We start from the raw sequence: 21,502 nt of genomic DNA on the forward strand, positions 1-21,502 counted from the left end.
TTTTGCCCACCCCAGCTGGACATCCCCTCGCTGGCCGAGGCTAGAACACCCCGGCTGCGCCGGGCACTGCCCGGCGGAGAAATACCACCAAAGTTGCAGGCGCGTACCGCCAGGGATTGACGACAAACGGAGTGGGCGCGCGATACGCCTTTCCAGCGTGGCCGAAACGCTTGTCCGCGGGCGCGTGGCGTTCCTAGCGTCCACCCGGTGTTGATGCAGAGATCGCTTGTACCGCTTGTCATCGCGGTGAGCACGTACTTCGCCGTCGCGCCTGCCACGGCGGAGCCCTCAGCGCAGGCCTCGTCGGCGGCACGGGCGGATGTGAACGGCGACGGCATAGCCGACCTTGTGATGTCCACGGGTGCGCGCCTGACCTACAGCGGCGACACCGCACTGGTGCCGCACGACCTCGGCGGCTCGGTCCAAGTGGTCCCCGGCGGGCTGACGCTGCCCGCCGCGCTGGTCAACCAGAACAGTCCCGGTGTGGGACTGGGCATGGAGGCCGGCGACCGGTTCGGCACAGCCCTGGCCACCGCCGACTTCAACGGCGACGGCCTGGCCGACGTGGCGATCGGCAACCCGGGTGAATCGGTCAACGGCCTCGCCAACGCGGGCACGGTGTCCGTGCTGTACGGCCAGCGCACCGCGCCGTACCTGCGGACCATCGCGGGCGCACTCGGAACGATCACGCAGGACACGGCGAACGTGCCCGGCGCGATGGAAGCCGGTGATCTCTTCGGTGCCTCGCTGGCAGCCGGGGACTTCAACGGCGACGGCTACGCCGACCTGGGGATCGGCTCGCCCGGCGAGGCGATCGAGACCAAGGCCCGCGCGGGCGCGGTGTGGATCTTCCACGGCGGCAGCGCGGGGCTCACGTCAACGGGAGCCATCGCGTTCAACCAGGACCACGCGGACCTGGCAGGTGCGGCCGAGGCCGGTGACCTGATGGGCTTCGCGCTGGCCGCTGGTGACGTGACAGGTGACAAACGCGACGACCTCGCCGTGTTGTCCGCGGGCGAGGTGATCAGCGGGACGACCGGTGCCACCGGCGCCGTGCACCTGCTGCACGGTTCGGCCAGCGGGGTGAACCCGGTCGGGTCGTACGTGAGCGTGGGCGCCGCGGCCACCGGCGGGAAGTGGCGGAGCCTGGTGGTCGGCAAGTTCCACGGCGGCGCCAACGCCGACCTGGTGATCCAGGCCGACCAGCGGCGCGGCGGACCGGCAGGCTCCGGTGCCCTGGTGGCCGTGCGCGGCAGCGGAACCGGCCTGACCACCGCCGGTATCCAGGTCATCGACCAGGACACCGCGACGGTGCCCGGCGGGACCGAGCCGAACGACTTCTTCGGTGGCTCGCTGGCCGTCGGAGACCTGGACGGTGACTCGTTCGACGACCTCGCCGCCGGTTCGATCAAGGAGAACACCCGCGCGGGCAGCGTGTTCCTGTTCCGGGGCAGCGCGACGGGCCTGCTCACGCATCCGCCGTCGGCGTTCGGCGAGAACGCGGCGCCGATCAACGGCAACGAGCAGCCCGGCGAGGGGTTCGGCTACGGCCTGCGCGTGCTGGACGTGACCGGCGACGGCAAACCGGAACTCGTCGTCGCGGCGCCGTGGGAGGACGGATCGCTGCAGACGGGTGCGCTGTTCCTGCTGACCACGGGGTTGTCCGGCGATTCGCTGGCGGTGACCGGCTCGCGGCGAGTCACCCGTGCGGACATCAGCACGCCCTCCGGTTTCGGACCGGGCGCCCCGATCGCCGGAAGCGCGCACGTGCTCAACGACAATCTCGACTCGCCACGCTAGGGGGACCCATGAACAAGTTCAACCGCCGCATCTTCGTGTTCGGTGGCGTCGCGACCGCGGGAGCGCTCGCTCTGACCGGCAACGCGTCCGCCGCGTTGGCGTACCCGTTCAAGCTGGGCATCGCCTCGGGTGATCCGCTGCCCGACGGTGTGGTGCTGTGGACCAGACTCGCGGTGGACCCGGCTGACGAGAACGGCCACGGCGACATGCCCAACCAGTCCGTCGATGTGGAATGGCAGATCGCCACGGACGAGACGTTCGGCAACGTGGTGCAAAGCGGGAAGGTGACCGCGCTGCACGCCGACGCCCATTCGGTGCACGTCGAAGTACACGGGCTGCAGTCCGACCACGAGTACTTCTACCGGTTCAAGGCGGCGGGTCACCTCTCTCCCGTCGGCCGTACCCGCACGTCGCCCGCGCTGGACGTGGTCGGGCGCGACCTGCTGATGGCGTTCACGTCGTGCGCGCACTACGAGAACGGCTACTACACGGTCTACCGGCGGATGGCCGAGGACCGGCCGGATCTCATCCTGCACCTGGGCGACTACATCTATGAGGGCAAGGGGACGACGGGCGGCGTCAGACAGCACCTCGGCGACGAGATCGTCTACCTCAAGGACTACCGGCGCAGGTACGCGCAGTACAAGTCCGACACCGACCTTCAGGCGGCGCACGCCGTGGCACCCTGGCTGGTCGTCCCCGACGACCATGAGGTGGAGAACAACTACGCGAACATGACGCGAGCCAACAACTCGCCGGAACTGACCGCCGCGCAATGGAAGCAACGGCGAGCAGACGCGTATCGCGCGTACTACGAGAACATGCCGCTGCGCGGCGGTGCCAAACCCAACGGCGCCAACATACAGCTGTACCGCAGGGTCCGCTGGGGGCGGCTGGCGACGTTCCACATGCTGGATACCAGGCAGTACCGCAACGACCAGGCGTGTGGCGATGGGTGGCAATACTGCCCGCCTGCCGGTGATCCGGCGCGCACCCTGCCTGGTATGGCGCAGGAGAACTGGTTGCTGGACGGATTGGCGCAACGCAACGGCATCTGGGACGTGATCGGCCAGCAGGTGTTCTTCGCCAGGCAGGTCGACGGCAACGACGCGGGCAACATGGACGCCTGGGACGGCTACCCGGCCTCGCGCGACCGGATCCAGAAGGGCTGGGTGCAGCGCGGTGTGCGCAACCCGGTGGTGCTCACCGGGGACGTGCACCGGGCATGGGCGAACGACCTCAAGGTCGACTACACCAACCCGGCCGCGCCTGTCGTCGGCACCGAACTGGTGACGAGTTCGGTCTCGTCCGGAGGGGACGGCGCCGACTCGACGGCGATCCCGCACGTGGCGCACAACCCGCACCTGAAGTTCCACTCCCAGCACCGCGGCTATGTCCGAACGGTTATCGGTCAGTCCAAGATGGACGTGGACTTCCGCGTCGTGCCCAAGATCACCACGCGGGGCGCGGCGGTGCGGACGCAGCGGTCGTTCGTGATCGAGGAAGGACGCCCGGGCCTGCGCAATCCCTGAGGCCCCCACGGATGTGGACTGCCGCGGGCCGGCCCCCAGCCGGTGGCAGTCCACTTCATACAAACTGGGAACCGTTTACTCCGTTCGTGCGGTGTACCCGGCGCGCGGCAAGATCCATGTAACGCTTGGCTTTCCACGGCGACACCATCCAATGGTCCACACCACTATCAAGCGCCTATGGATCCTGCGACGGAGGTCGCATTGAAAATCTCAAGGGTTGTGACTGGCCTGGTCGCCTTGGCGACGACGACCTTGTTCCTCCCCGGCGCGGCGGCCTCACCCGCGGCCGCCGACGCCCATCCGCACGGTTCGCACGGCAGACACCCATTGATCCGTGCGGACGTGGCCCGTCCCCAACCGTCCCCGGCACCGAGGTTGTACCCGGTGAACGGCGCGGTCCCGGCGAAGACGAAGAACCCTCAGGTCCTCGCCGGCACCAAGGTCGCGTTGCGACCGTTGGTGATCGCGCTGGACAACGCGGACTTCGGCCTGCCGACCTGGAAGTCCGTTCTCGACAAGGTCGGCACGCCGTACGACGTACTGCTCGCCAGATCCGAACCACTCACCGCCGCCCGGCTGACCAGGCCGGACGGTACCGCCAAGTACAACGCGATCTTGTTGACTGACAACGCGTTGCTCTACCCGGACGGCAACGGCGACTACGTCAGCGCACTCGACGCCGCCGAATGGCAGACGCTCTGGACTTATGAGAGCACTTACCAGGTGCGGCAAGCAGCGCTGTACATGTCGTGGGGCACGTTCCCCGAGGACTACTGCCTGCGCGCGGGAACGGAAGGCAGCGTCGGCACACCCGTGCAGGCGACGCTGACCGGCGCGGGCGCCCAGTTCTTCGACTACCTCAAACCGACCGCCCAGATCCCGATCTCGTACTCGTACGTCTACCGGTCCAAACTCGCCCCCGGGTGTGACGCGCAGCCGCTGTTGATGCTCGGCACCGATGTGGCCGGTGTGCTCAGCCGCAGCGCGGACGGCCGGGAACGGGCGGGGCTGACTTTCTCGTCCAACGAGTACCTGATGCAGACCGACCTGCTCGGCTACGGCCTGCTGCGGTGGGCGACCAGAGGTGTGCTCGTCGGCGAGCACCGGCACTGGATCAACGCCGACCTCGACGACTGGTTCAACTCCAGCGACCACCTGTACCCCGACGGGCACCTGGAAACCGATCCCGGCTTCCGGCTCGGCGGAGTCGAGGCGGCCTCGGTGAACGCGCAGCAGGTCGCGCTGCGCGAGCTGAACCCGTTGGCCGCGGGCTTCACCCTCAACCTGCCGTACAACGGCGGCGACCTCGACCCCGAGGCACCGGCGCGGTGCAGCGCGGTGAACACGCCCGACGCGTTGACGAGCTTCTCCCGTTGCCTGGCAAGCAGTTTCCGGTGGATCAACCACACGGTGTCGCACCCGGAGCTGAACTTCACCAGCCTCGCGGTGAGCCGGGCGGAGATCGGCGACAACCTGGCCATCGGACGGGAAGCCGGGCTGACAGTGCCGACCGAGGTGCTCAAAACCCCGGCGTACTCCGGACTCGGCGTCTACAACCCCGACCCGAACGCACCGGACACCGATCCGCCGACCGACTTCGGCCTGGCCAAGTCCAACGCCAACCTGCTCAACGCGGCCGCGGATTTGGGCGTGAAGTACCTGCACGGCAACATGTCGTTCAACAGCCACAAGCCGTCGTGCTTCAACTGCGGGATATACCACCCGCTCAAGCCCAGCCTGCTGATCGTGCCGGACTGGCCGACCAACATCGGGTACCAGACGACAGCACCGGCCGAGCAGACCCTGTTCTACAACTCGCTGTACGGCCCGAACGGTCGTTGGCCGTACCACGACCACGACCTGACGTACCAGGAGATGCTCGACTACGAGTCGGACGTGGCCCTGCAACACGTGATGACCGGCTCGGCATACGCGCACACCCTGCACCAGGGCAACCTGCACCAGTACGTGCCCGGCAAGAGCCTCACGTTCGACTGGTTGCAGGCGACGATCACCAAGTACAGCGCGAAATACCGAGTACCGCTGAAGAACCCGGACTGGATGGCGCTGGCCGGGTACGTCCAGGCCCGGACCGCGCACTTCGCGGAACTGGCGGCCAAGTCGGACCCCGTGTGGGACAAGACAGCCAAAACCGTCACTTACACGCCGGCGAAGACCGGCTCGCTGTTCCTGACCGGGGCGACGAGCAGCACCGCCACGAGTGACCGCTACGGCACGGACACCATCACCCAGTTCACCACCGCCGCGGGCAAGCCGATCACGGCGACCGCGACACCTCGTACCTGACGGTCACCTGTCAGATCTCGCGAGGACGCTGGACCGCTGCCGTCTCCGCATCCCGGCGGCAGCGGTCCGCACCGCTACTGGAGACCATGGACACAGGCGAATAGTGACCCAGGTCACACCAAGTATTTTTGCGATCACGACCACCACGCTGGCCAGGAGAAACACGGAGTCGTCCACTTCGGGACAGAAACCTGGAACCGATGGAACGTGCGAAATGCGGGTCCATGACGCCACTCACCGACAAGACCGCCCAAGTTCACTCGGTCGAGTGACGGGGCCAGGATTGACGAGATTTGGCGCCACAACCCGATACGGCAGAATCACGCGGGTGTCTTCACTTGCAAACGAAGTACCGCAAGGGAAACACACAAAGGGGTGGCCTTCCGGCTAGGGAAGGCCACCTGGTGCAGATTCCCAACCGTTCCAAGGTAGGAGTTTCCGCAGTGACCAGAGTAAGGGACGAAGGCGCCGGCAACAGCGCCAAACCGTCCACGACTGCTGACCCGCCAGGCCGCACACCGTACATCGGCACTGGTGAACTGGCACAAGGCCGCCACCGTCGGACATCCACAATGTGGTCGTTCCTGGAGGGTGTCCTGACCAAGCGCAAGGTCTTCTGGCGGTTCTTGCTCCTGGCGACCGTCGCCATGGCCTTCGTCGGCGCGTTGGCCCTGTTGCCGCTTGTCCGCAAGTAACAGGTAACAAGTAAAAGGTGCACAGTCATCCCATGACTGAGTGCATCCGATGAGCGGTCGGGCACCTGGCGCCGCGCCAGGTGCCCGACGTACGAGTCAGCGGGCACGGGCCAACGTCGTGTCGATGAACGCCTGAGTCGCGGCGGTCAGCTGACCACGCCGGTACACCAGCCATTGCGGGAGCCGTTCCGGCGGGGAGAACCGGTACACGTCGGCGCCCGCTCGCTGGGCCAGGCCGGCCCACCCGTCCGGCATCAGGCCCGCGCCGATCCCCTTGAGCACCATGGGTAGCACGACGCTGCGGTCGCCCACCTCGGCGGCGATCGTCATGTCGCCGACGGTGGCGGCGAGCCGGTCGAACAGGGCACGCACGGCGGTCGCGGGCTGCATCACGACGAATCGCATGCCGCGTAACTGATCGGGCGTCACCGTGGTGCCCGCGCCCGGGATGCCGCCGGGTGGCACCACGAGCAGGAATTCCTCGTCCCGCAGGTGGTGGGCCACGAGGCCGCGGCCGGTGGGGCGTTCGGCGTTGCCGCACACGCCGACCTCGCAGCGGCCCTGGACCACCATGGCGATCACCTCGGCCGCCGCCAGCGCCGCCGACGTGCTCACGACGACGCCCGGGTGGTGGTCGTGCAGTTCGGCGATGATGCTGGTCACCGGTTCCAGCGCCGAGGACGATGTCGCCGCGACGTCCACCCTGCCCACGACACCCTCGCCGATGGAACGTGCTGCGGCGTGCATGGCGTCGAGGTCCCGCAGGACCAGGCGGGCGCGGTCGGCGAGCACCTCCCCCGCGCTGCTGAGCACCACGTTGCGGCCGACGCGGTGGAACAGCTCCACTCCCAGTTCCTGCTCCAGTTTGGTGATCGCCCGCGACAGCGAGGGCTGGGCGACGTGCAGGGCGCGGGCCGCGTGGGTGAAGCCGCCGTGTTCCACGATCGCCACGAAGTACTCGAGCTGCCGCCGTTCCATAGCCAGACGCTATCGGAATAGTGTCATAGATGTCTTGGACACACTGCCCGGCCTGCGGTCTACTGGCCGGAAAGCCGACGAGAGGACTCGATGTTCACCACCCGGCCCACGTTGCAGGGCACCTTCGGCATGGTGTCCTCCACACACTGGCTCGCATCCGCGACGGCCATGGCTGTGCTGGAGGACGACGGCAACGCGTTCGACGCGGCGGTCGCCGCCGCCTTCGTGCTCAACGTGGTCGAACCGCACCTCAACGGCCCCGGCGGCGAGGTGCCGGTGATCATCGCCCCGGCGGGCGGGCAACCGCAGGTCCTGTGTGGACAGGGACCGGCCCCGGCCGGCGCCACGATCGAGCACTACACCTCACTCGGGCTCGGCCTGGTGCCCGGCACGGGCCCGCTGGCCGCCGCCGTTCCCGGCGCGTTCGACGCCTGGATGGTGCTGCTGCGCGACCACGGCACCAAGCGACTGCCGGACGTGCTGAAGTACGCGATCGGTTACGCGCACAACGGCCATCCCGCGGTCGAGCGGGTCGGTGCGACCGTCGACGTGGTGCGGGAGCTGTTCGAGACCGAGTGGACCAGTTCGGCCGCGGTCTACCTCACGGACGGCAAGGCTCCCGCGGCCGGCGCGCTGCTGCGCAACCCGACGCTGGCCGCCACCTGGCGCCGCCTGATCAAGGAGGCCGAGAGCGCGGGCGCGGGCCGTGAGGCGCAGATCGAGAAGGCGCGCGAGGTGTGGCGGGAGGGGTTCGTCGCCGAGGCGATCGCCGAAGCCGTCGCACAGCCCACGATGGACACCTCCGGCGAGCGGCACACCGGCACCCTCACCGCGGACGACCTCGCCGGTTTCGAAGCGACCTACGAGGCACCGGCCACCTACGACTGGAACGGCTGGACGATCGCCAAACCCGGCCTGTGGAGCCAGGGGCCGGCGTTCCTGCAGCAACTCGCCCTGCTGCCCGAGAACCTCGAGTACGGCACGCCCGACTACTTCCACACCCTCATCGAGGGCACGAAACTCGCGATGGCCGACCGTGAGGCGTGGTACGGCGACAGCACCGACGTCACGCTGGAAGCGTTGCTGGCCAAGGACTACAACGACGCCCGCCGTGCGCTCATCGGGCCGCGCGCGTCGCTGGAGCTCAGGCCCGGCAGTCCCGGTGGCCGCGAACCCCGGCTGCCCACGCTGCTCACCGAGGGCCGCTTGCATGAGGTACCGGCGACGGCTGGAGCCGGTGAGCCGACCGTGGCACGCAACGGGCGCACCCGTGGCGACACCTGTCACGTCGATGTCGTCGACCGGTGGGGCAACATGATCGCGGCCACGCCCAGCGGCGGCTGGTTGCAGTCCAACCCCGTCATCCCGAGTCTGGGCTTCCCACTCGGCACGCGGTTGCAGATGTCCTGGCTAGAGCCGGGGCTGCCGAACTCGCTCGTGCCCGGGCGGCGGCCGCGGACCACGCTGAGCCCGTCGCTGGCGCTGCGCGACGGCGAGCCGAGAATCGCGTTCGGCACGCCCGGCGGTGACCAGCAGGACCAGTGGAGTGTGCATTTCTTCGTCGCCGTCGCATTGCGGGACAGTGTCCGCGGCGGACTGGACCTGCAGGGCGCGATCGACGCACCGAACTGGCACAACAGCAGTTTCCCGAGCTCTTTCTACCCCCGCGAGACACTGCCGGGAAGTGTCGTCGTCGAATCGCGGATCGGCGCGGACGTCATCACCGCGCTCACCGGCCGAGGACATACCGTCACCTCGGATGAGGACTGGTCAGAGGGCAGATTGTGCGCCGTCGCGCGTGATCCCGGCACCGGCGTCCTCTCCGCGGGCGCCAATCCGCGCGGCATGCAGGGATACGCGGCCGGACGATAACCGGCTGCGCGGGAAACAGCGGTCCACCTCCGCCGGACCGCTGTTTTTCGCGCGTATTTCCTGGCGAATTTTTTTAACCAATTCGATATGCGCGAAGGTCGGTGGACATCGTACGTTACTGGCCATGCGACGTTCCCGGTTACTGGTGATCGCGGCAGGCGTGTGCACTCTGGCCGCCTGTGTCCCGATCCAGGCGGTCACGTCCGGCGGCGAGCGCACCGACGACTACGGCACGCCGGTCGGCGACCAACGGGTCCGGTCCGGCGGTGAGCTGGTGATGGGTTTGTCGAACGAGCCCGACCGGCTGGACCCGACCACATCGACCTCGCTCTACACGCGGTACGTGATGAACACGATCTGCGAGAAGCTCTACGACCTGGACTCCAGCGGCAAGGTCGTCCCGCAGTTGGCGACCGCGCTGCCCACGACCTCGGCCGACGGCCGCACGGTGACCATCCCGGTCCGCGCCGGGATCAAGTTCGCCGACGGCTCGCCGTTCGACGCGAACGCGGTCCGGACCAGCCTGCAACGGCACCTCACGCAGAAGACGTCCCAGCGGGCCAGCGAGATGGGGCCAGTGGAGAGCATCACCGCGAGCGGCGGCGACCAGGTGGTGATCCGCTACAAACGCCCGTTCGCGCCGATCACGGCGGCGCTCGCGGACCGTGCCGGGATGATCATGTCACCGGTCGCGCTGACCGCCAGGGGCGACACCTTCGGCGACGCCCCGGTCTGCGTCGGCCCGTTCAAGTTCGTCAAGCGGATCCCGCAGACCTCGATCACGGTGACCCGCGACCCGGACTACTACGACGCGGCCAAAGTGCACCTGGACACGATCGTCTACCGGATCATGCCGGACGCCAACACCCGTGCGGCGAACCTGCGGTCCGACGACGTGCAGGTCGCCGACACGATCTCACCGCAGGACGTCGACGCGCTCGCCAAGGACCGCTCGTTGCGCCTGCTGCAAGCGGGCTCGTTGGGTTATCAGGGCTTCACCGTCAACACGGGCAATGTGGACGGTGTCGGCAAGCCGCCGAAGCCGATCGACACGCCGCTCGCCCGTGACGCCAGGGTCCGCGAGGCGCTTGTGCTCACGGTGGACCGTCAGACGCTCGTCAACACGGTGTTCAACAACTGGTACGAGTCTGCCTGCTCCCCCATCCCACCGCAGAGCCCGTACGCGTCGACAGCCAGCAACGCGTGCCAGAAGTTCGACCCGGCGCGGTCGAGGCAACTGCTGGCCGAGGCCGGGGTGCCAGTCCCGTTGCGGGTCGAGCTGAAAGTGAGCAACACCCAGGACGAGCTGCGGTACGCCCAGGCGCTGCAGGCCAGCGTCGCCGAAGGCGGGTTCGACCTGCGGATCGTCCCCGTCGAGTACTCCACGCTGCTCGACGTGCAGAAACGCGGCGACTTCGAGCTGCTGCAGCTGGGCTGGTCCGGCCGGATCGACCCGGACAGCAACACGACCCGCTTCCTGGCGACCAAGGCGGCGAGCAACGTCGGCGGCTACTCCACCGGCGAGATGGACACCTTGCTGGCCCAGGCGTCCCAGATCAACGACGTCGAGCAGCGAGCCGAGCTGTACGGCAAGGCGGTCGGCGTGATCCTGCGGGACAACCCGATCGTCTACACCTACCGGCGGCGCAACCTCACCGTCCACACCAGACAGGTCACCGGTGTCGAGGTGTACGCCGACGGGGTGGTGCGGCTGGGCAGGGCCGCGTTCGTCGAAGGTCAGGAGGGATAGTGGCGCGCTACCTGGTCAACCGGCTCTGGCAGTCCGCGCTCACCTTGGTGCTCGCGTCGGTCATCGTGTTCCTCGGTGTCCGCGCGCTGCCCGGTGACCCGGCGCTGGCGATGGCCGGTGAGGAAGCCGACCCCGCGACACTCGCCGCGGTGCGCGCGCAGCTCGGCCTGGACGAATCGGTCGTGGTGCAGTACATGAAGTTCATCGGCAACGCCGCCACCGGCGACTTCGGCAAGTCGGTGCGGACCGGCACGCCGGTGAGCGAGATGCTCGGCGCCACGCTGCCCGTCACGATCCAGCTCGCGATCTACGCGATGCTGGTCGCGTTGCTGCTCGGCCTGGCCGCCGGTGTCGTCGCGGCGGTGTTCCGGGGCCGCTGGCCGGAGTGGACGGCCAACGGTTTCTCCCTGCTGGCGTTGTCCGTGCCCACGTTCTGGCTCGGCATCCTCGCCGTGCTGTACCTGTCGGTGCAGCTGGACTGGTTTCCCGCATCGGGTTACGTCTCACCGTTCGAGGATCCGCTGCGCGGGGTCTACTACCTCACGTTGCCCGCGGTGATCCTCGGCCTGACGCACGCCGCTGTGGTGCAACGGCAGACAAGGTCGTCCATGGTGGCGACGCTCACCGCGGACTTCGTGCGCACCGCGCGGGCCAAGGGCCTCGGCCGTGGCGCGGTGATCTTCCGGTTCGGGCTGCGCAACAGCCTGATCGTGGTGACCACGATCGTCGGCCTGCAACTGGGCGGGCTGATCGCGGGCGCGGTGGTCACCGAACGGATCTTCAGCCTGCCGGGCATCGGCAAGCTCACGCTCGACTCGGTGTTCACCCGCGACTACCCGGTCATCCAGGCGGTCGTGCTGGTGATCACCGCCGCGTACATCCTGATCAACCTGCTGGTCGACTTCCTGTACACGGTCATCGACCCGCGGATGCGCGTCTCCGGGAGGGCCTCATGACCGCTGCCGAACCGGTGGCAGCCGGTGAACTCGGGCGAGTGCGCGGCCGGGTGCTGCGGAAGTTGTGGCAGAACCCGATGGGCGTGGTCGGTGGCGTCCTGCTGCTGATCGTGATCGTCGCCGGGGTGTTCGCGCCGTGGCTGGCGCCGTACCCGCCGTCCCAGGTGCACTTCACCACCCCGTTCCAGCAGCCGTTCACGGTCGGTTTCGCGCTCGGCACGGACGATCTCGGCCGCGATGTGCTGTCCCGTGTGCTGTCCGGGACCCGCGCGTCGCTCGAGGTCGGGGTGCTGTCGGTGCTGCTGGCGGTCGCTGTCGGCGTCCCGCTGGGGCTGCTGGCCGGGTACTGGCGGTGGCTGGACGCGGTCGTGTCCCGGCTGGCCGACCTGATGCTGGCGTTCCCGTTCCTCATCCTGGCCGTCGGCCTCGCCGCGATCAACGGCGGCGGCATCGGCAACGCGGCCATCGCGCTCGGCATCGCGAACATCCCGGCGATGGTCCGCGTGGTCCGCGCGGAAACGTTGCGGCTCAAGGAATCCGACTTCGTCCTCGCCGCGCACACGATGGACGCCGGCGCTCCGCGCATCCTCGTGCGCCACATCCTGCCCAACGCGCTGTCGGCGATCATCGTGCAGGCCACGGTGATCATGCCGTCGGCTGTGCTCGGTGAGGCGATCCTGTCGTTCCTGGGCCTCGGCATCCAGCCACCCGACCCGAGCCTGGGCATCATGCTGTCCGACGCGCAGCAGTACCTGTTCCGCACGGTGTGGCCGGGCGTGTTCCCCGGTGTCGCGATCGCGTTGATCTGCCTGGGGTTCAACCTGTTCGGTGACGCGCTGCGCGACGCACTCGATCCCAAGGCCCAGCGGCTCAAGAGGGGGAAGCGATGACCGAGCCGTTGCTGGAGGTCAGCGACCTCGAAGTGTCCTTCGGTGCCGTGCGGGCAGTCCGGGGCGCCGGGCTGCGCCTGATGCCTGGTGAGCGGGTGGCCGTGGTGGGCGCGTCCGGATCCGGCAAGTCGACGACCGCGCACGCGATCATGGGCCTGTTGCCGGGAACCGGCCACGTCACGGGCGGGCGGATCAGCTTCCGCGGCGAGGACGTCACGCACGCCGGGGAGAAACGGCTGCGCCGCCTGCGCGGCCGTGAGATCGGGCTCGTGCCGCAGGACCCGATGTCGAACCTGAACCCGGTGTCCCGCGTGGGCCACCAGGTCGCCGAGACACTGGTGGCGCACGGCCTCGCCGGCCGCAAGGAGGCCAAACGACGTGCCGTGGAGATCCTGGCCGAGGCCGGGCTGCCCGACCCGGCCAGACGGGCACGTCAGTACCCGCACGAGTTCTCCGGCGGCATGCGCCAGCGGGTGCTGATCGCCATCGGCCTGGCGTGCCGCCCCGACCTGCTGATCGCCGACGAACCGACCTCCGCGCTGGACGTGACCGTGCAGCGGCAGATCCTCGACCACCTCGAGAAGCTGACCCAGGACCTGGGCACCGCGCTGCTGCTGGTCACCCACGACCTCGGTCTGGCCGCCGACCGCGCCGACCACGTGGTGGTGATGTCCGACGGGCAGGTGGTCGAGACCGGCCCGGCCCGCGAGATCCTCACCGCGCCGGACCACGAGTACACCCGGCGGCTCGTGGCCGCCGCGCCTTCGCTGACCACCGCCGCGCACCGGACCGCGACAGCCGCCGAGCCCGTGCTCGAAGTCGCCGGGGTGTCCAAGGAGTACCGGATCCGGGGCGGCGGCGGTGCGCTGCGCGCGGCCGACGACGTGTCGTTCACGGTGTCGCGTGGCCAGACGACCGCGATCGTCGGCGAATCCGGCTCGGGCAAGACGACCACCGCCCACCTGGTGCTCGGCCTGGTCGCCCCCACCTCCGGCACGATCCGGCTCGACGGTACCGACGTGACGGTGAACCGCAAGGGGGCGCGCCGGGCCATGCAGGCGGTCTTCCAGGACCCGTACGGGTCGCTCGACCCGATGTTCACAGTGGAACGCCTGATCACCGAACCGCTGCGGATCTTCGGCATCGGCGACCGCGCGTCCCGCCGGACCCGGGTCGCCGAACTGCTGGACCAGGTCGGCCTGACACCGTCGATGGCGCAGCGGTACCCGAATGAGCTCTCGGGCGGGCAACGGCAACGCGTGGCGATCGCCCGCGCGCTGGCCCCGTCACCGCGACTGGTGGTGTGCGACGAAGCCGTGTCGGCGCTCGACGTGCTTGTGCAGGACCAGATCCTGCGGCTGCTGGACTCACTGCAGCAGGAGCTGGGCTTGAGCTACCTGTTCATCTCCCACGACCTCGCAGTGGTCCGGTCGATCGCGCACGAGGTCGTGGTCATGCGCAACGGCCGGGTCGTCGAGCAGGGACCGGCCGCGCAGGTGCTCGACTCCCCCGCAGATCCCTACACCCGGCAACTGCTCGACGCCATTCCGGGCGCGGACGTGTTCAGCTGACGGTCAGACCCGGCGTGGACGTGGGCCGCCCACAGCGACGGGGTTCCGGCACCAGCTCCCGAGCGCTTCGAGGTACGTGTCGCGCATACCCCTTTACCGCACGGCGTCAGGGATTCGTCTGCGTCGGGACGCGCACGCTCTCGTTGTTGATCGACATGGCCACGATCCGGTTCTGCTCGTCGAAACGGATGTTGGCCGACGCCGCCGCGCAGCTGATGCGCGTGACCGGTCCGTTGTGGGCGATGTCGTACCCGCGCCGCTGGGCGTAGGACACGATACCCCGGCGCTGGTTGTAGAACCTGAGCTCAGCCGTGCCCTGCTGGAGGACGCGGCTGAATCGCGGGAATTCCGGCTCGGGCAGGCGGAAGTCCGGGTGGTCGAGCAGGAAACCGGCTCGCGTGCCACCGCCGACCTCGCCGGCGTAGCCGGTGTACCGCCCGGTCGCGGCCTTGGTCGCCTCCATCATCAGCGACGCGGCCGCCACCGGGTCAGTCGGCGAACCGGGCAGCGAGGCGAACGGCACCTCGGGGGTGGTCAGTTCGGGGATGCCGTGGCGCTCACCGAACGCCCTTGCCTCGTTCGCGGCACGCAGGATGTCCTCGCGGTAGCCCGAGGGATCCGCCCACACCCACAGCCACGACTGCGGCCCCGGCGCGGAGGTGCCGAGTATCTGCACGTCGGTGCACGACGTGACCACGTTGTCGGGCGAGGTCAGCTCGAACCGCGCCTCGTCGAGGTTCATCTTCCACGCGGCCAGGCCGACGACGTCGAACAGGCGAAGCTGGTACTCCAGGGACATCAGTGCCGCGTCGTCCTGGAGGTCGGTGAAACTGATCACCGCGACACCGTACGGGACACCCGGAGCGTTCCCCGGCGGTTTGGTGAAACTCCCGTACGCTCGCCCGGTGACAGTGGACGAGGTCGTCGCCCTGTGCCTGGTGAAGCCGGGTGCGGAGGAGACCTATCCCTGGGGTGACGCCGAGCTCGTGGCGAAGGTCGGCGGCAAGGCGTTCGCGTTCATCGGGCTGTTCGCGGGCACCGTCGGCCTCAAGTGCGGCGCGAGCGCCGAGGAAGCCGCCGAGTGGCGTGACCGCTACCCCGGCGACATCACGATCAGCGCCTACATCGGCCGCCACGGCTGGAACCGGGTGGTGATCGGCGGCGCGGTGCCCGACGACGACCTGCTCGAACTGCTCGACATCTCCTACGACGCGATCGTCGCCAAACTGCCGAAGTCCCGCAGGCCCTAGCCCTTGGCCGCGGTGACGAACGCGCGGATCAGCTCGTGGTCCTTCACGCCGCGGGTAGCCTCGACGCCGCTGGAGACGTCCACTCCCCACGGTTTCGCCGCCTCGATCGCGGCCGTGACGTTCGCGGGCGTGAGCCCGCCTGCCAGCAGCCAGTCCCCGTCCGGCCTCGACCCGGCGAGCGCCGAGAGGTCCCAGGTCTCCCCTGACCCGGCGATCGGTGAGTCCAGCAGCAGCATGTCCTCGCCGTACGCACCGACCGTGACGTCCGTGGCCGCCGTGAGCGTGGTCGCCCGGATCAGCCGGTAGGGCCCACCCGCCAACTCCTCGAACGCCGGCTTCGGGTAGTCGCCGTGCAGCTGCACCGCGCCGACGCCCGCTTCGAGCGCGATCCGTCCCGCCTCTGCCGCCGGGATGCCCGCGAACACGCCGACCGTCAGCACTGTTTCCGGGACGTCGGCGATCAGGCCGCGCACGGTCTCCGCGTCGACCTGACGGACGCTCCTGGTGAACACGAACCCGACCGCGTCCGCTCCGGCCGCCACCGACACCTCGACGTCGGCAGGCGTCCGCAGCCCGCACACCTTCACGAACACTCCGTGGATGATACAGCCCTGATCAGCACGGGCAGCGCCACGACCAGCGCGATGAGGCGGACAGCGGCGGCGAGCTGGTACGGCGCGCGCAAGCCGAGCTCGTGCGCCACCAGGCCGCTGGCCAGGACTCCGAACGGCATCAGGCCCCACGCGAACATCCGGTAGACGCTGTTGACGCGTCCCCGCATCCCCGCGGGCACGAGCCGCTGCCGCAGGGTGACTGAGACGACGTTGAACAACGTCGTGGCGAACCCGTTGACAGCCAGGCAGATTCCCAGCGTGACGGCGTTCGGTGCCCATCCCGCGCCGGCGTAGCCCAAGACGGTGAGAACCAATGCGCTGACCAACCTGGCCGACGTGCCGAACCGGTCGGCGATCCACCCGTTGACCAGTCCGCCGACGAGCCCGCCGCACGCTGCCGCCGCGAGCACCAGGCCGAACGCCGACACCCCGACACCCAGTTCCCGCGTCACGACCAGCACGAGCGTGGCGTTCGCCAACTGCCAGCTGAACGTGTTGACGCTGAGCAGGACGGCAAGAGTCCGCAGTAGACGGTGCCGCACCAGCCACCGGACACCGTCCGCGATGGCGGCGCGCATCGGCATCGGCTCGGCGTGGGCGCTCTTTCCTTTCGGCACGGTCAACAGGACGACTGCGGACGCAACGAACAGCAACGCTTCAGCGCCGAACGCCAGCGCGGCCGACACGGCGAACAGCGCGCTACCGGCGGGCGGGCCCGCGAACTGCTGGCCCACGGTGAGCACGACCTGCTGGTTGCCGTTGGCGCGGGGCAGCATCCGGTCGGCGACGAGATCAGGGAGCGCGGCCTGTGCGGCGTTGCCGAACACGACATCACACGCGCCCAAGGCGAACGCCAGGACCGTCAGGGTGGTGATGTCCATCCGGCCGACCGCGACGAGTACCGCGGTCACCGCGACGATCGCCGCTGCCGCGAACTGCGCACGCCGCATCAGGGTGATCCGGCAGTACCTGTCCACGATCGTCCCGGCCGGTAGCGAGAGCAGCAGCCACGGCAGGTAGGCCGCGGCGGACACGACCGTGAGCAGCCGGGGATCCGGGGTGAGCGCGGCGGCCAGCAGCGGCACGGTGGCGGCGTACATGCCCTTGCCTGTGAAGTCGATCCCTGTGGCGAGCCAGAAACGCCAGAAAGCACGGGACAAACGGGAATCATCGGCGATCAGCGGCACGGCGATCATCGTGCGGTGTCCGCGGGCGACCGGACACCATTCAGCTGTGGGCTAAAGTCGATCAGTGGCACTCACTGTCGAGGTGGGCGTGGCGGAGCTGGCGGCGACCCGGTTCGCGATCTCGCCGCTGTCGGAAACCGTGGCCTGCCTGCGGCAGTTGGGTGGGCGGGAGGTCAACGCGGCGAATCTGCGGTGGCTGCGCTGGGCCGGGGAGCAACTCGCGGCCCGGCCTCTGGATCTGTCACGCACGGCGCCGCTTCTGTCGCCGGCCAGGACCGCGTGGCCGGAGTTCCTCATCCCGGCGCCGCGAGGCGCCACGGCGTCGATCGAGGACGACCTCGACGCGTTGCTGGCCACCTCGGCGCGGAACGTGCGCGCCAGCCTCGCCCGTGTCTTCGGCGACAACCCGCCACCGGCGGTCGCCGAACTGGCCGCGCGGCCGGCGGCAGGACTCCGTGCGATCGCGTCGGAACTTCGGGTGGCACACGGCCGCCTGGTGGCGCCGCACTGGTCACGTATCCGAGCGGTCCTGGAGGCCGACGTCACCTACCGGGCCAGGCACCTGGTGGTCGGCGGAGCGGAGCGGCTGTTCGACGACCTCCACCACGACCTGCGCTGGCAGGACGGCAGGCTGACGGTGTCAGGCGGGCGTGGCCACGGCGATCACGCGGTGGCCCGCGGCCCGGGTGGTCTGGTCCTCATGCCCGTCGTGCTCGGCGCGGCACACGTCATGATCAAGAAACACACGTCGACGCAGACCACTGTGCGCTACCCGGCACGCGGGGCCGGTGCCTTGTGGATCGCGGGCGCACGACGTCCGGCGAACAGCGTGGTCCGGCTGCTCGGCAGGGCACGAGCGGACATACTCCAGGCGTTGTGCTCCCCTGCCACCACGACTGATCTCGCGCTGGCGTTCAACGTGACACCCAGCGCTGTCTCGCAGCACCTCGCCGTCCTGCGCGACAGCGGACTTGTCGCACGGGAACGGTCAGGCCGTCACGTTTTGTACGTGACGACCGAACTCGGCACGAACCTGCTCGGCGGCGAACCGGGTTCAGCGGCCGAGTAGCGCGACCATCAGCGACAAATCCCCCAATGTCCCGATGTTTCGCCGCGGTGTGGCGATCGTCGACCAGATCACGGTGGCAGCGCGCAACCTCCGGCTTGCTGAAGTTCCCGATCTGCCGCATGCAGCGAGAAGCACTCCACATGCGACCAAGATTATGTTCGCTGGTAACAATCCTGGGAGGCTGGCGTGTCAGAACCCGTTGTCGTCATGAATGGCCTGGACTTCCCCACCAGTCTCGTGTTCGACCCCGGCGGCCGGGCGTACGTGGCGGAGTCCGGCCTGCCGTTCGGCGGCGCCGCGCCCGGCGGACGGATCCGGCGACTGGACCACCCGGACCAGGACATGGACTCCGTCGTCCTCGTCGACGGCCTCGCCGCGCCGGTCACCGGGCTGTGCTGGCACGACGGTGCCCTGTTCGTCTCCGAGGGCGGCGCCGGGCGGATCACCCGGGTCGACGCCGACGGCTCGCGGACCACGATCGTCGAAGGCATGCCAGGCCCGGGGAACTACCACACGAACATGGCCGTGGCCGGCCCCGACGGGAAGCTCTACTTCAGCCAGGGTGCCATGTCCAATCTGGGCGTGATCGGCCTCGACGCGTACGAACTCGGCTGGTTGAAGCGCCTCCCGCACGCCCACGACATACCGGGTATCGACATCACGCTGTCCGGTTTGAACGTGACCACGGCCGATCCGTTCAGCGACAAGGAAAACGCGACGGTCGACACCGGCAGCTTCGTCCCGTTCGGAACGACAACACACTCGGGTCAACGGATTGCCGCGGAAGTGCCGTGTACGGCGGCGGTGTTGCGGTGTGATCCGGACGGGTCGAACCTCGAACTGGTCGCCTGGGGCATCCGCAACGCGTTCGGGCTGGGTTTCCTGCCGGACGGCCGTCTGCTCGCGCTCGACCAGGGCGCCGACGACCGGGGCAGCAGGCCGATCGGCAACGCGCCCGACCTGCTTTTCGAGGTGCGGCAGGGCCGTTGGTACGGCTGGCCGGACTACGTCTCCGGCGTCCCGGTCACCGATCCGCGGTTCGCTCCGCGACGCGGCCCGCAACCGCGGTTCGTGTTGGCCGGCCACGCGGCGCTGCCCGAGCCGGAGACCGCGCTCGTGGAGTTCGAGCCGCACGTGTCCGCCACGAAGTTCGCCGCGGCGGCGTCGGGACACCTTGTGGTCGCGCTGTTCGGCGACGAGACACCGATGACCGCGCCGCCGGGGCACCCCGAGGTCGGCCGCGGCCTCGCGGTCGTCGACCCCGTCGGCTGGTCCACGCGGCCGCTGCGCGGCGGCCCCAAGTTGCACCGTCCCATCGACGTCGCCTTCGGACCGGCCGACGGGGCGCTCTACGTGATCGACTTCGGCCGGTTCGAGATGTCGGACGACGGTGTCCGGGCCAAGGCCGGAACCGGGTGCTTGTGGCGTTGGGACAACTGGGAAGGCGACAACGATGAAGGTTAAAGCCGTCACGGCCCTTGCCGTGACTGTACTGGCCACCACGATGGTCACGGCGTCGGCGAGCGCCGAGACCCAGGACGCGCTGGGTTGCGGCTGGCGCTCGGCGTGGTCACAGCCCAACGCGGACCACGCCGGGACCCGCGCGGTCCCCGGTCCGATCAACTCGGCCACCGTGCGCCACTTACGGACGGCGTGGACAGTGCCGATCAAGGCGCCGACGGACCGATGGCCGGGCGGGTACGCCACGACACCGGTTGTGGCCAACGGCGTGGTCTACACCCAGGACCTCGACTCCAACGTCTACGCGATCGACCTGCGCACCGGGCGTCAACTGTGGACGAAGATGTACCAGTCGTGGACCAACGGGCCCAACGGTGTCGCGGTGGCCGACGGCGTGGTCCTCGGCGCGACCCTGACCGACGTGTTCGGGCTGGACGCGCGCACCGGGCGGGAGATCTGGCGGCACAAGATCGTCCGCAACGCCAGCGAGGGCATCGACATGGCCCCTGGCGTCCACAAAGGAACCGTCTACATCTCGACCATCCCCAGCTTCCTGCACGGCGGCACCGCGGCGGGCGCGGTCGGCGTGCTGTGGGCGATCGACGTGCGGACCGGACGGACGAAGTGGAAGTGGAACACCGTCCCCGAAGGCCTGTGGGGCCGTCCGGACCTCAACTCCGGCGGCGGGTTGTGGTATCCGCCGACCTTCGACGAGCGCGGTGACCTGTACGTCGCCGTGGCCAACCCGAACCCGTTCCTCGGCACCGACGAGTTCCCGTGGGGCTCCAGCCGTCCCGGCTCGAACCTGTACTCCAACTCGGTGGTGAAGCTGGACTCGCGCACGGGCCGGGTCGTCTGGCACAACCAGCTCGCGCCGCACGGCGTCTACGACTGGGACCTGCAGAACTCGCCCACTCTCGCCACTGTGCGCGGGCGGGACGTCGTGATCACGTCGGGCAAGACGGGTTACGTGTACATGCTGGACCGCCGGACCGGCAAGCTGCTGTGGAAGACGCCGGTCGGTATCCACAATGGACACGACAACGACAACCTGCTGGCGATGGCGGGCAAACTGGACCAACTGCCCAAACTGCCCGTCACGGTCTACCCCGGTGTGCTCGGTGGCGTCGCCGCGCCGGGCGCGGTCGACCGTTCGGCCACGTACGTCGCCGTGAACAACATGCCCGCGACGTGGGCGAACCAGAACGTTCCCGACATCCCGCCGCTGACGTCGGGTTCGGGTGAGGTCGTCGCACTGGACCTGGCCAGCGGACGGGTCAAGTGGACCTACCCGGTCGGCTCCTCCCCCTACGGCGGGACATCGCTGACCAACGACCTGGTCTTCACGACCACGTTCGACGGGGACGTGCACGCGGTGAACACCCGCACCGGCAAGCTCGCGTGGCGGGTGCGGCTGCCGGGCACGTCGAACTCACCGGTGGCCATCAGCGGCGACACCCTGCTCGCCGCCAGCGGCTGGCCGCAGAACGCACAGGAGAAGGCCGAGATCGTCGCCTACCGGATCGACTGGGGCAAGACCGGGATTTCCCCGTCGAAGTGCTGGTGACGA

General features: G+C 69.0%; 17 protein-coding genes. 13 read left to right on the plus strand and 4 right to left on the minus strand.

Annotated elements, in window-relative coordinates:
* Positions 1–213 precede the first annotated feature (213 nt).
* The 4 genes from AOZ06_RS30890 (at position 214) to AOZ06_RS56960 (ending at position 6,334) form a co-directional block, all read left to right on the plus strand.
* Complete coding sequence (locus AOZ06_RS30890) at positions 214–1,800, plus strand: FG-GAP-like repeat-containing protein (protein WP_225953349.1); 1,587 nt, start codon at positions 214–216, stop codon at positions 1,798–1,800.
* An 8-nt stretch (positions 1,801–1,808) separates the two neighbouring features.
* Positions 1,809–3,332 carry an alkaline phosphatase D family protein gene (locus AOZ06_RS30895; protein ID WP_054292619.1) on the plus strand — a complete coding sequence of 508 codons (1,524 nt, stop codon included), beginning with the start codon at positions 1,809–1,811 and terminating at the stop codon, positions 3,330–3,332.
* A gap of 219 nt (positions 3,333–3,551) precedes the next feature.
* Positions 3,552–5,639, plus strand: coding sequence for an Agd3-related carbohydrate-binding protein (locus tag AOZ06_RS30900; RefSeq protein ID WP_157233353.1), 2,088 nt, complete (start codon positions 3,552–3,554; stop codon positions 5,637–5,639).
* A gap of 443 nt (positions 5,640–6,082) precedes the next feature.
* The gene (locus tag AOZ06_RS56960) at positions 6,083–6,334 is read left to right on the plus strand and encodes a hypothetical protein (RefSeq protein WP_157233354.1); all 252 of its coding nucleotides are present in this window, start codon (positions 6,083–6,085) and stop codon (positions 6,332–6,334) included.
* A gap of 96 nt (positions 6,335–6,430) precedes the next feature.
* Here the strand turns inward: AOZ06_RS56960 and AOZ06_RS30905 are convergent, their stop codons facing one another.
* On the minus strand, positions 6,431–7,312 hold the full coding sequence (locus AOZ06_RS30905; protein WP_054292621.1) for a LysR family transcriptional regulator: 882 nt from the start codon (positions 7,310–7,312) through the stop codon (positions 6,431–6,433).
* A gap of 90 nt (positions 7,313–7,402) precedes the next feature.
* On the opposite strand from AOZ06_RS30905, the gene AOZ06_RS30910 reads away from it, so the two are divergent.
* The 5 genes from AOZ06_RS30910 (at position 7,403) to AOZ06_RS30930 (ending at position 14,351) form a co-directional block, all read left to right on the plus strand.
* On the plus strand, positions 7,403–9,184 hold the full coding sequence (locus AOZ06_RS30910; RefSeq protein ID WP_054292622.1) for a gamma-glutamyltransferase family protein: 1,782 nt from the start codon (positions 7,403–7,405) through the stop codon (positions 9,182–9,184).
* 124 nt (positions 9,185–9,308) lie between these two features.
* The gene (locus AOZ06_RS30915) at positions 9,309–10,934 is read left to right on the plus strand and encodes an ABC transporter substrate-binding protein (RefSeq protein WP_054292623.1); all 1,626 of its coding nucleotides are present in this window, start codon (positions 9,309–9,311) and stop codon (positions 10,932–10,934) included.
* Positions 10,934–11,890: an ABC transporter permease gene (locus AOZ06_RS30920; RefSeq protein ID WP_054292624.1), complete on the plus strand. Its 957-nt coding sequence runs from the start codon at positions 10,934–10,936 to the stop codon at positions 11,888–11,890. Before AOZ06_RS30915 ends, AOZ06_RS30920 begins: the two co-directional genes overlap by 1 nt.
* Positions 11,887–12,780, plus strand: a complete 894-nt coding sequence (locus AOZ06_RS30925; protein WP_054292625.1) for an ABC transporter permease — start codon at positions 11,887–11,889, stop codon at positions 12,778–12,780. The genes AOZ06_RS30920 and AOZ06_RS30925 overlap by 4 nt, the downstream gene beginning before the upstream one ends.
* Positions 12,777–14,351: an ABC transporter ATP-binding protein gene (locus AOZ06_RS30930; RefSeq protein ID WP_054292626.1), complete on the plus strand. Its 1,575-nt coding sequence runs from the start codon at positions 12,777–12,779 to the stop codon at positions 14,349–14,351. The genes AOZ06_RS30925 and AOZ06_RS30930 overlap by 4 nt, the downstream gene beginning before the upstream one ends.
* 106 nt (positions 14,352–14,457) lie before the next feature.
* On the opposite strand, the gene AOZ06_RS30935 is transcribed toward AOZ06_RS30930, so the two are convergent.
* Complete coding sequence (locus AOZ06_RS30935; protein WP_054292627.1) at positions 14,458–15,189, minus strand: DUF6882 domain-containing protein; 732 nt, start codon at positions 15,187–15,189, stop codon at positions 14,458–14,460.
* Positions 15,190–15,256: 67 nt separating this feature from the next.
* Here AOZ06_RS30935 and AOZ06_RS30940 point away from each other — a divergent pair, with 67 nt between their 5' ends.
* Entirely contained in the window at positions 15,257–15,601 is a 345-nt protein-coding gene (locus AOZ06_RS30940; protein WP_054292628.1) for an MmcQ/YjbR family DNA-binding protein, read from the plus strand.
* Here AOZ06_RS30940 and AOZ06_RS30945 read toward each other — a convergent pair.
* Together AOZ06_RS30945 and AOZ06_RS30950 are read right to left on the minus strand one after the other, a co-directional pair.
* Positions 15,598–16,194 carry a phosphoribosylanthranilate isomerase gene (locus tag AOZ06_RS30945; protein WP_054292629.1) on the minus strand — a complete coding sequence of 199 codons (597 nt, stop codon included), beginning with the start codon at positions 16,192–16,194 and terminating at the stop codon, positions 15,598–15,600. The two genes, AOZ06_RS30940 and AOZ06_RS30945, sit on opposite strands and share 4 nt — an antisense overlap.
* Positions 16,185–17,411 (minus strand): MFS transporter, encoded by a 1,227-nt coding sequence (locus AOZ06_RS30950; protein WP_054292630.1) that lies wholly within the window; start codon positions 17,409–17,411, stop codon positions 16,185–16,187. The genes AOZ06_RS30945 and AOZ06_RS30950 overlap by 10 nt, the downstream gene beginning before the upstream one ends.
* A 55-nt stretch (positions 17,412–17,466) precedes the next feature.
* Between AOZ06_RS30950 and AOZ06_RS30955 the strand changes: the two genes are divergently transcribed.
* The 3 genes from AOZ06_RS30955 to AOZ06_RS30965 all read left to right on the plus strand — a co-directional run bounded on the left by AOZ06_RS30955 (position 17,467) and on the right by AOZ06_RS30965 (position 21,499).
* Complete coding sequence (locus AOZ06_RS30955; RefSeq protein WP_054292631.1) at positions 17,467–18,471, plus strand: ArsR/SmtB family transcription factor; 1,005 nt, start codon at positions 17,467–17,469, stop codon at positions 18,469–18,471.
* Between the two features lie 186 nt (positions 18,472–18,657).
* Positions 18,658–19,935, plus strand: coding sequence for a PQQ-dependent sugar dehydrogenase (locus tag AOZ06_RS30960; protein WP_218921803.1), 1,278 nt, complete (start codon positions 18,658–18,660; stop codon positions 19,933–19,935).
* Positions 19,925–21,499: an outer membrane protein assembly factor BamB family protein gene (locus AOZ06_RS30965; RefSeq protein WP_083472053.1), complete on the plus strand. Its 1,575-nt coding sequence runs from the start codon at positions 19,925–19,927 to the stop codon at positions 21,497–21,499. The genes AOZ06_RS30960 and AOZ06_RS30965 overlap by 11 nt, the downstream gene beginning before the upstream one ends.
* Positions 21,500–21,502: the final 3 nt, after the last annotated feature.

The sequence above is a fragment of the Kibdelosporangium phytohabitans genome, assembly GCF_001302585.1.
Lineage (GTDB): Bacteria > Actinomycetota > Actinomycetes > Mycobacteriales > Pseudonocardiaceae > Kibdelosporangium > Kibdelosporangium phytohabitans.

Bases quoted from the DNA above. Each gene is read 5' to 3' on its own strand.
- AOZ06_RS30930 (WP_054292626.1), top strand. From the start codon at position 12,777: ATGACCGAGCCGTTGCTGGAGGTCAGCGACCTCGAAGTGTCCTTCGGT.
- AOZ06_RS30910 (WP_054292622.1), top strand. From the start codon at position 7,403: ATGTTCACCACCCGGCCCACGTTGCAGGGCACCTTCGGCATGGTGTCC.
- AOZ06_RS30905 (WP_054292621.1), bottom strand. From the start codon at position 7,312: ATGGAACGGCGGCAGCTCGAGTACTTCGTGGCGATCGTGGAACACGGC.
- AOZ06_RS30890 (WP_225953349.1), top strand. From the start codon at position 214: ATGCAGAGATCGCTTGTACCGCTTGTCATCGCGGTGAGCACGTACTTC.
- AOZ06_RS30950 (WP_054292630.1), bottom strand. From the start codon at position 17,411: ATGATCGCCGTGCCGCTGATCGCCGATGATTCCCGTTTGTCCCGTGCT.
- AOZ06_RS30965 (WP_083472053.1), top strand. From the start codon at position 19,925: ATGAAGGTTAAAGCCGTCACGGCCCTTGCCGTGACTGTACTGGCCACC.
- AOZ06_RS30925 (WP_054292625.1), top strand. From the start codon at position 11,887: ATGACCGCTGCCGAACCGGTGGCAGCCGGTGAACTCGGGCGAGTGCGC.
- AOZ06_RS30895 (WP_054292619.1), top strand. From the start codon at position 1,809: ATGAACAAGTTCAACCGCCGCATCTTCGTGTTCGGTGGCGTCGCGACC.
- AOZ06_RS30915 (WP_054292623.1), top strand. From the start codon at position 9,309: ATGCGACGTTCCCGGTTACTGGTGATCGCGGCAGGCGTGTGCACTCTG.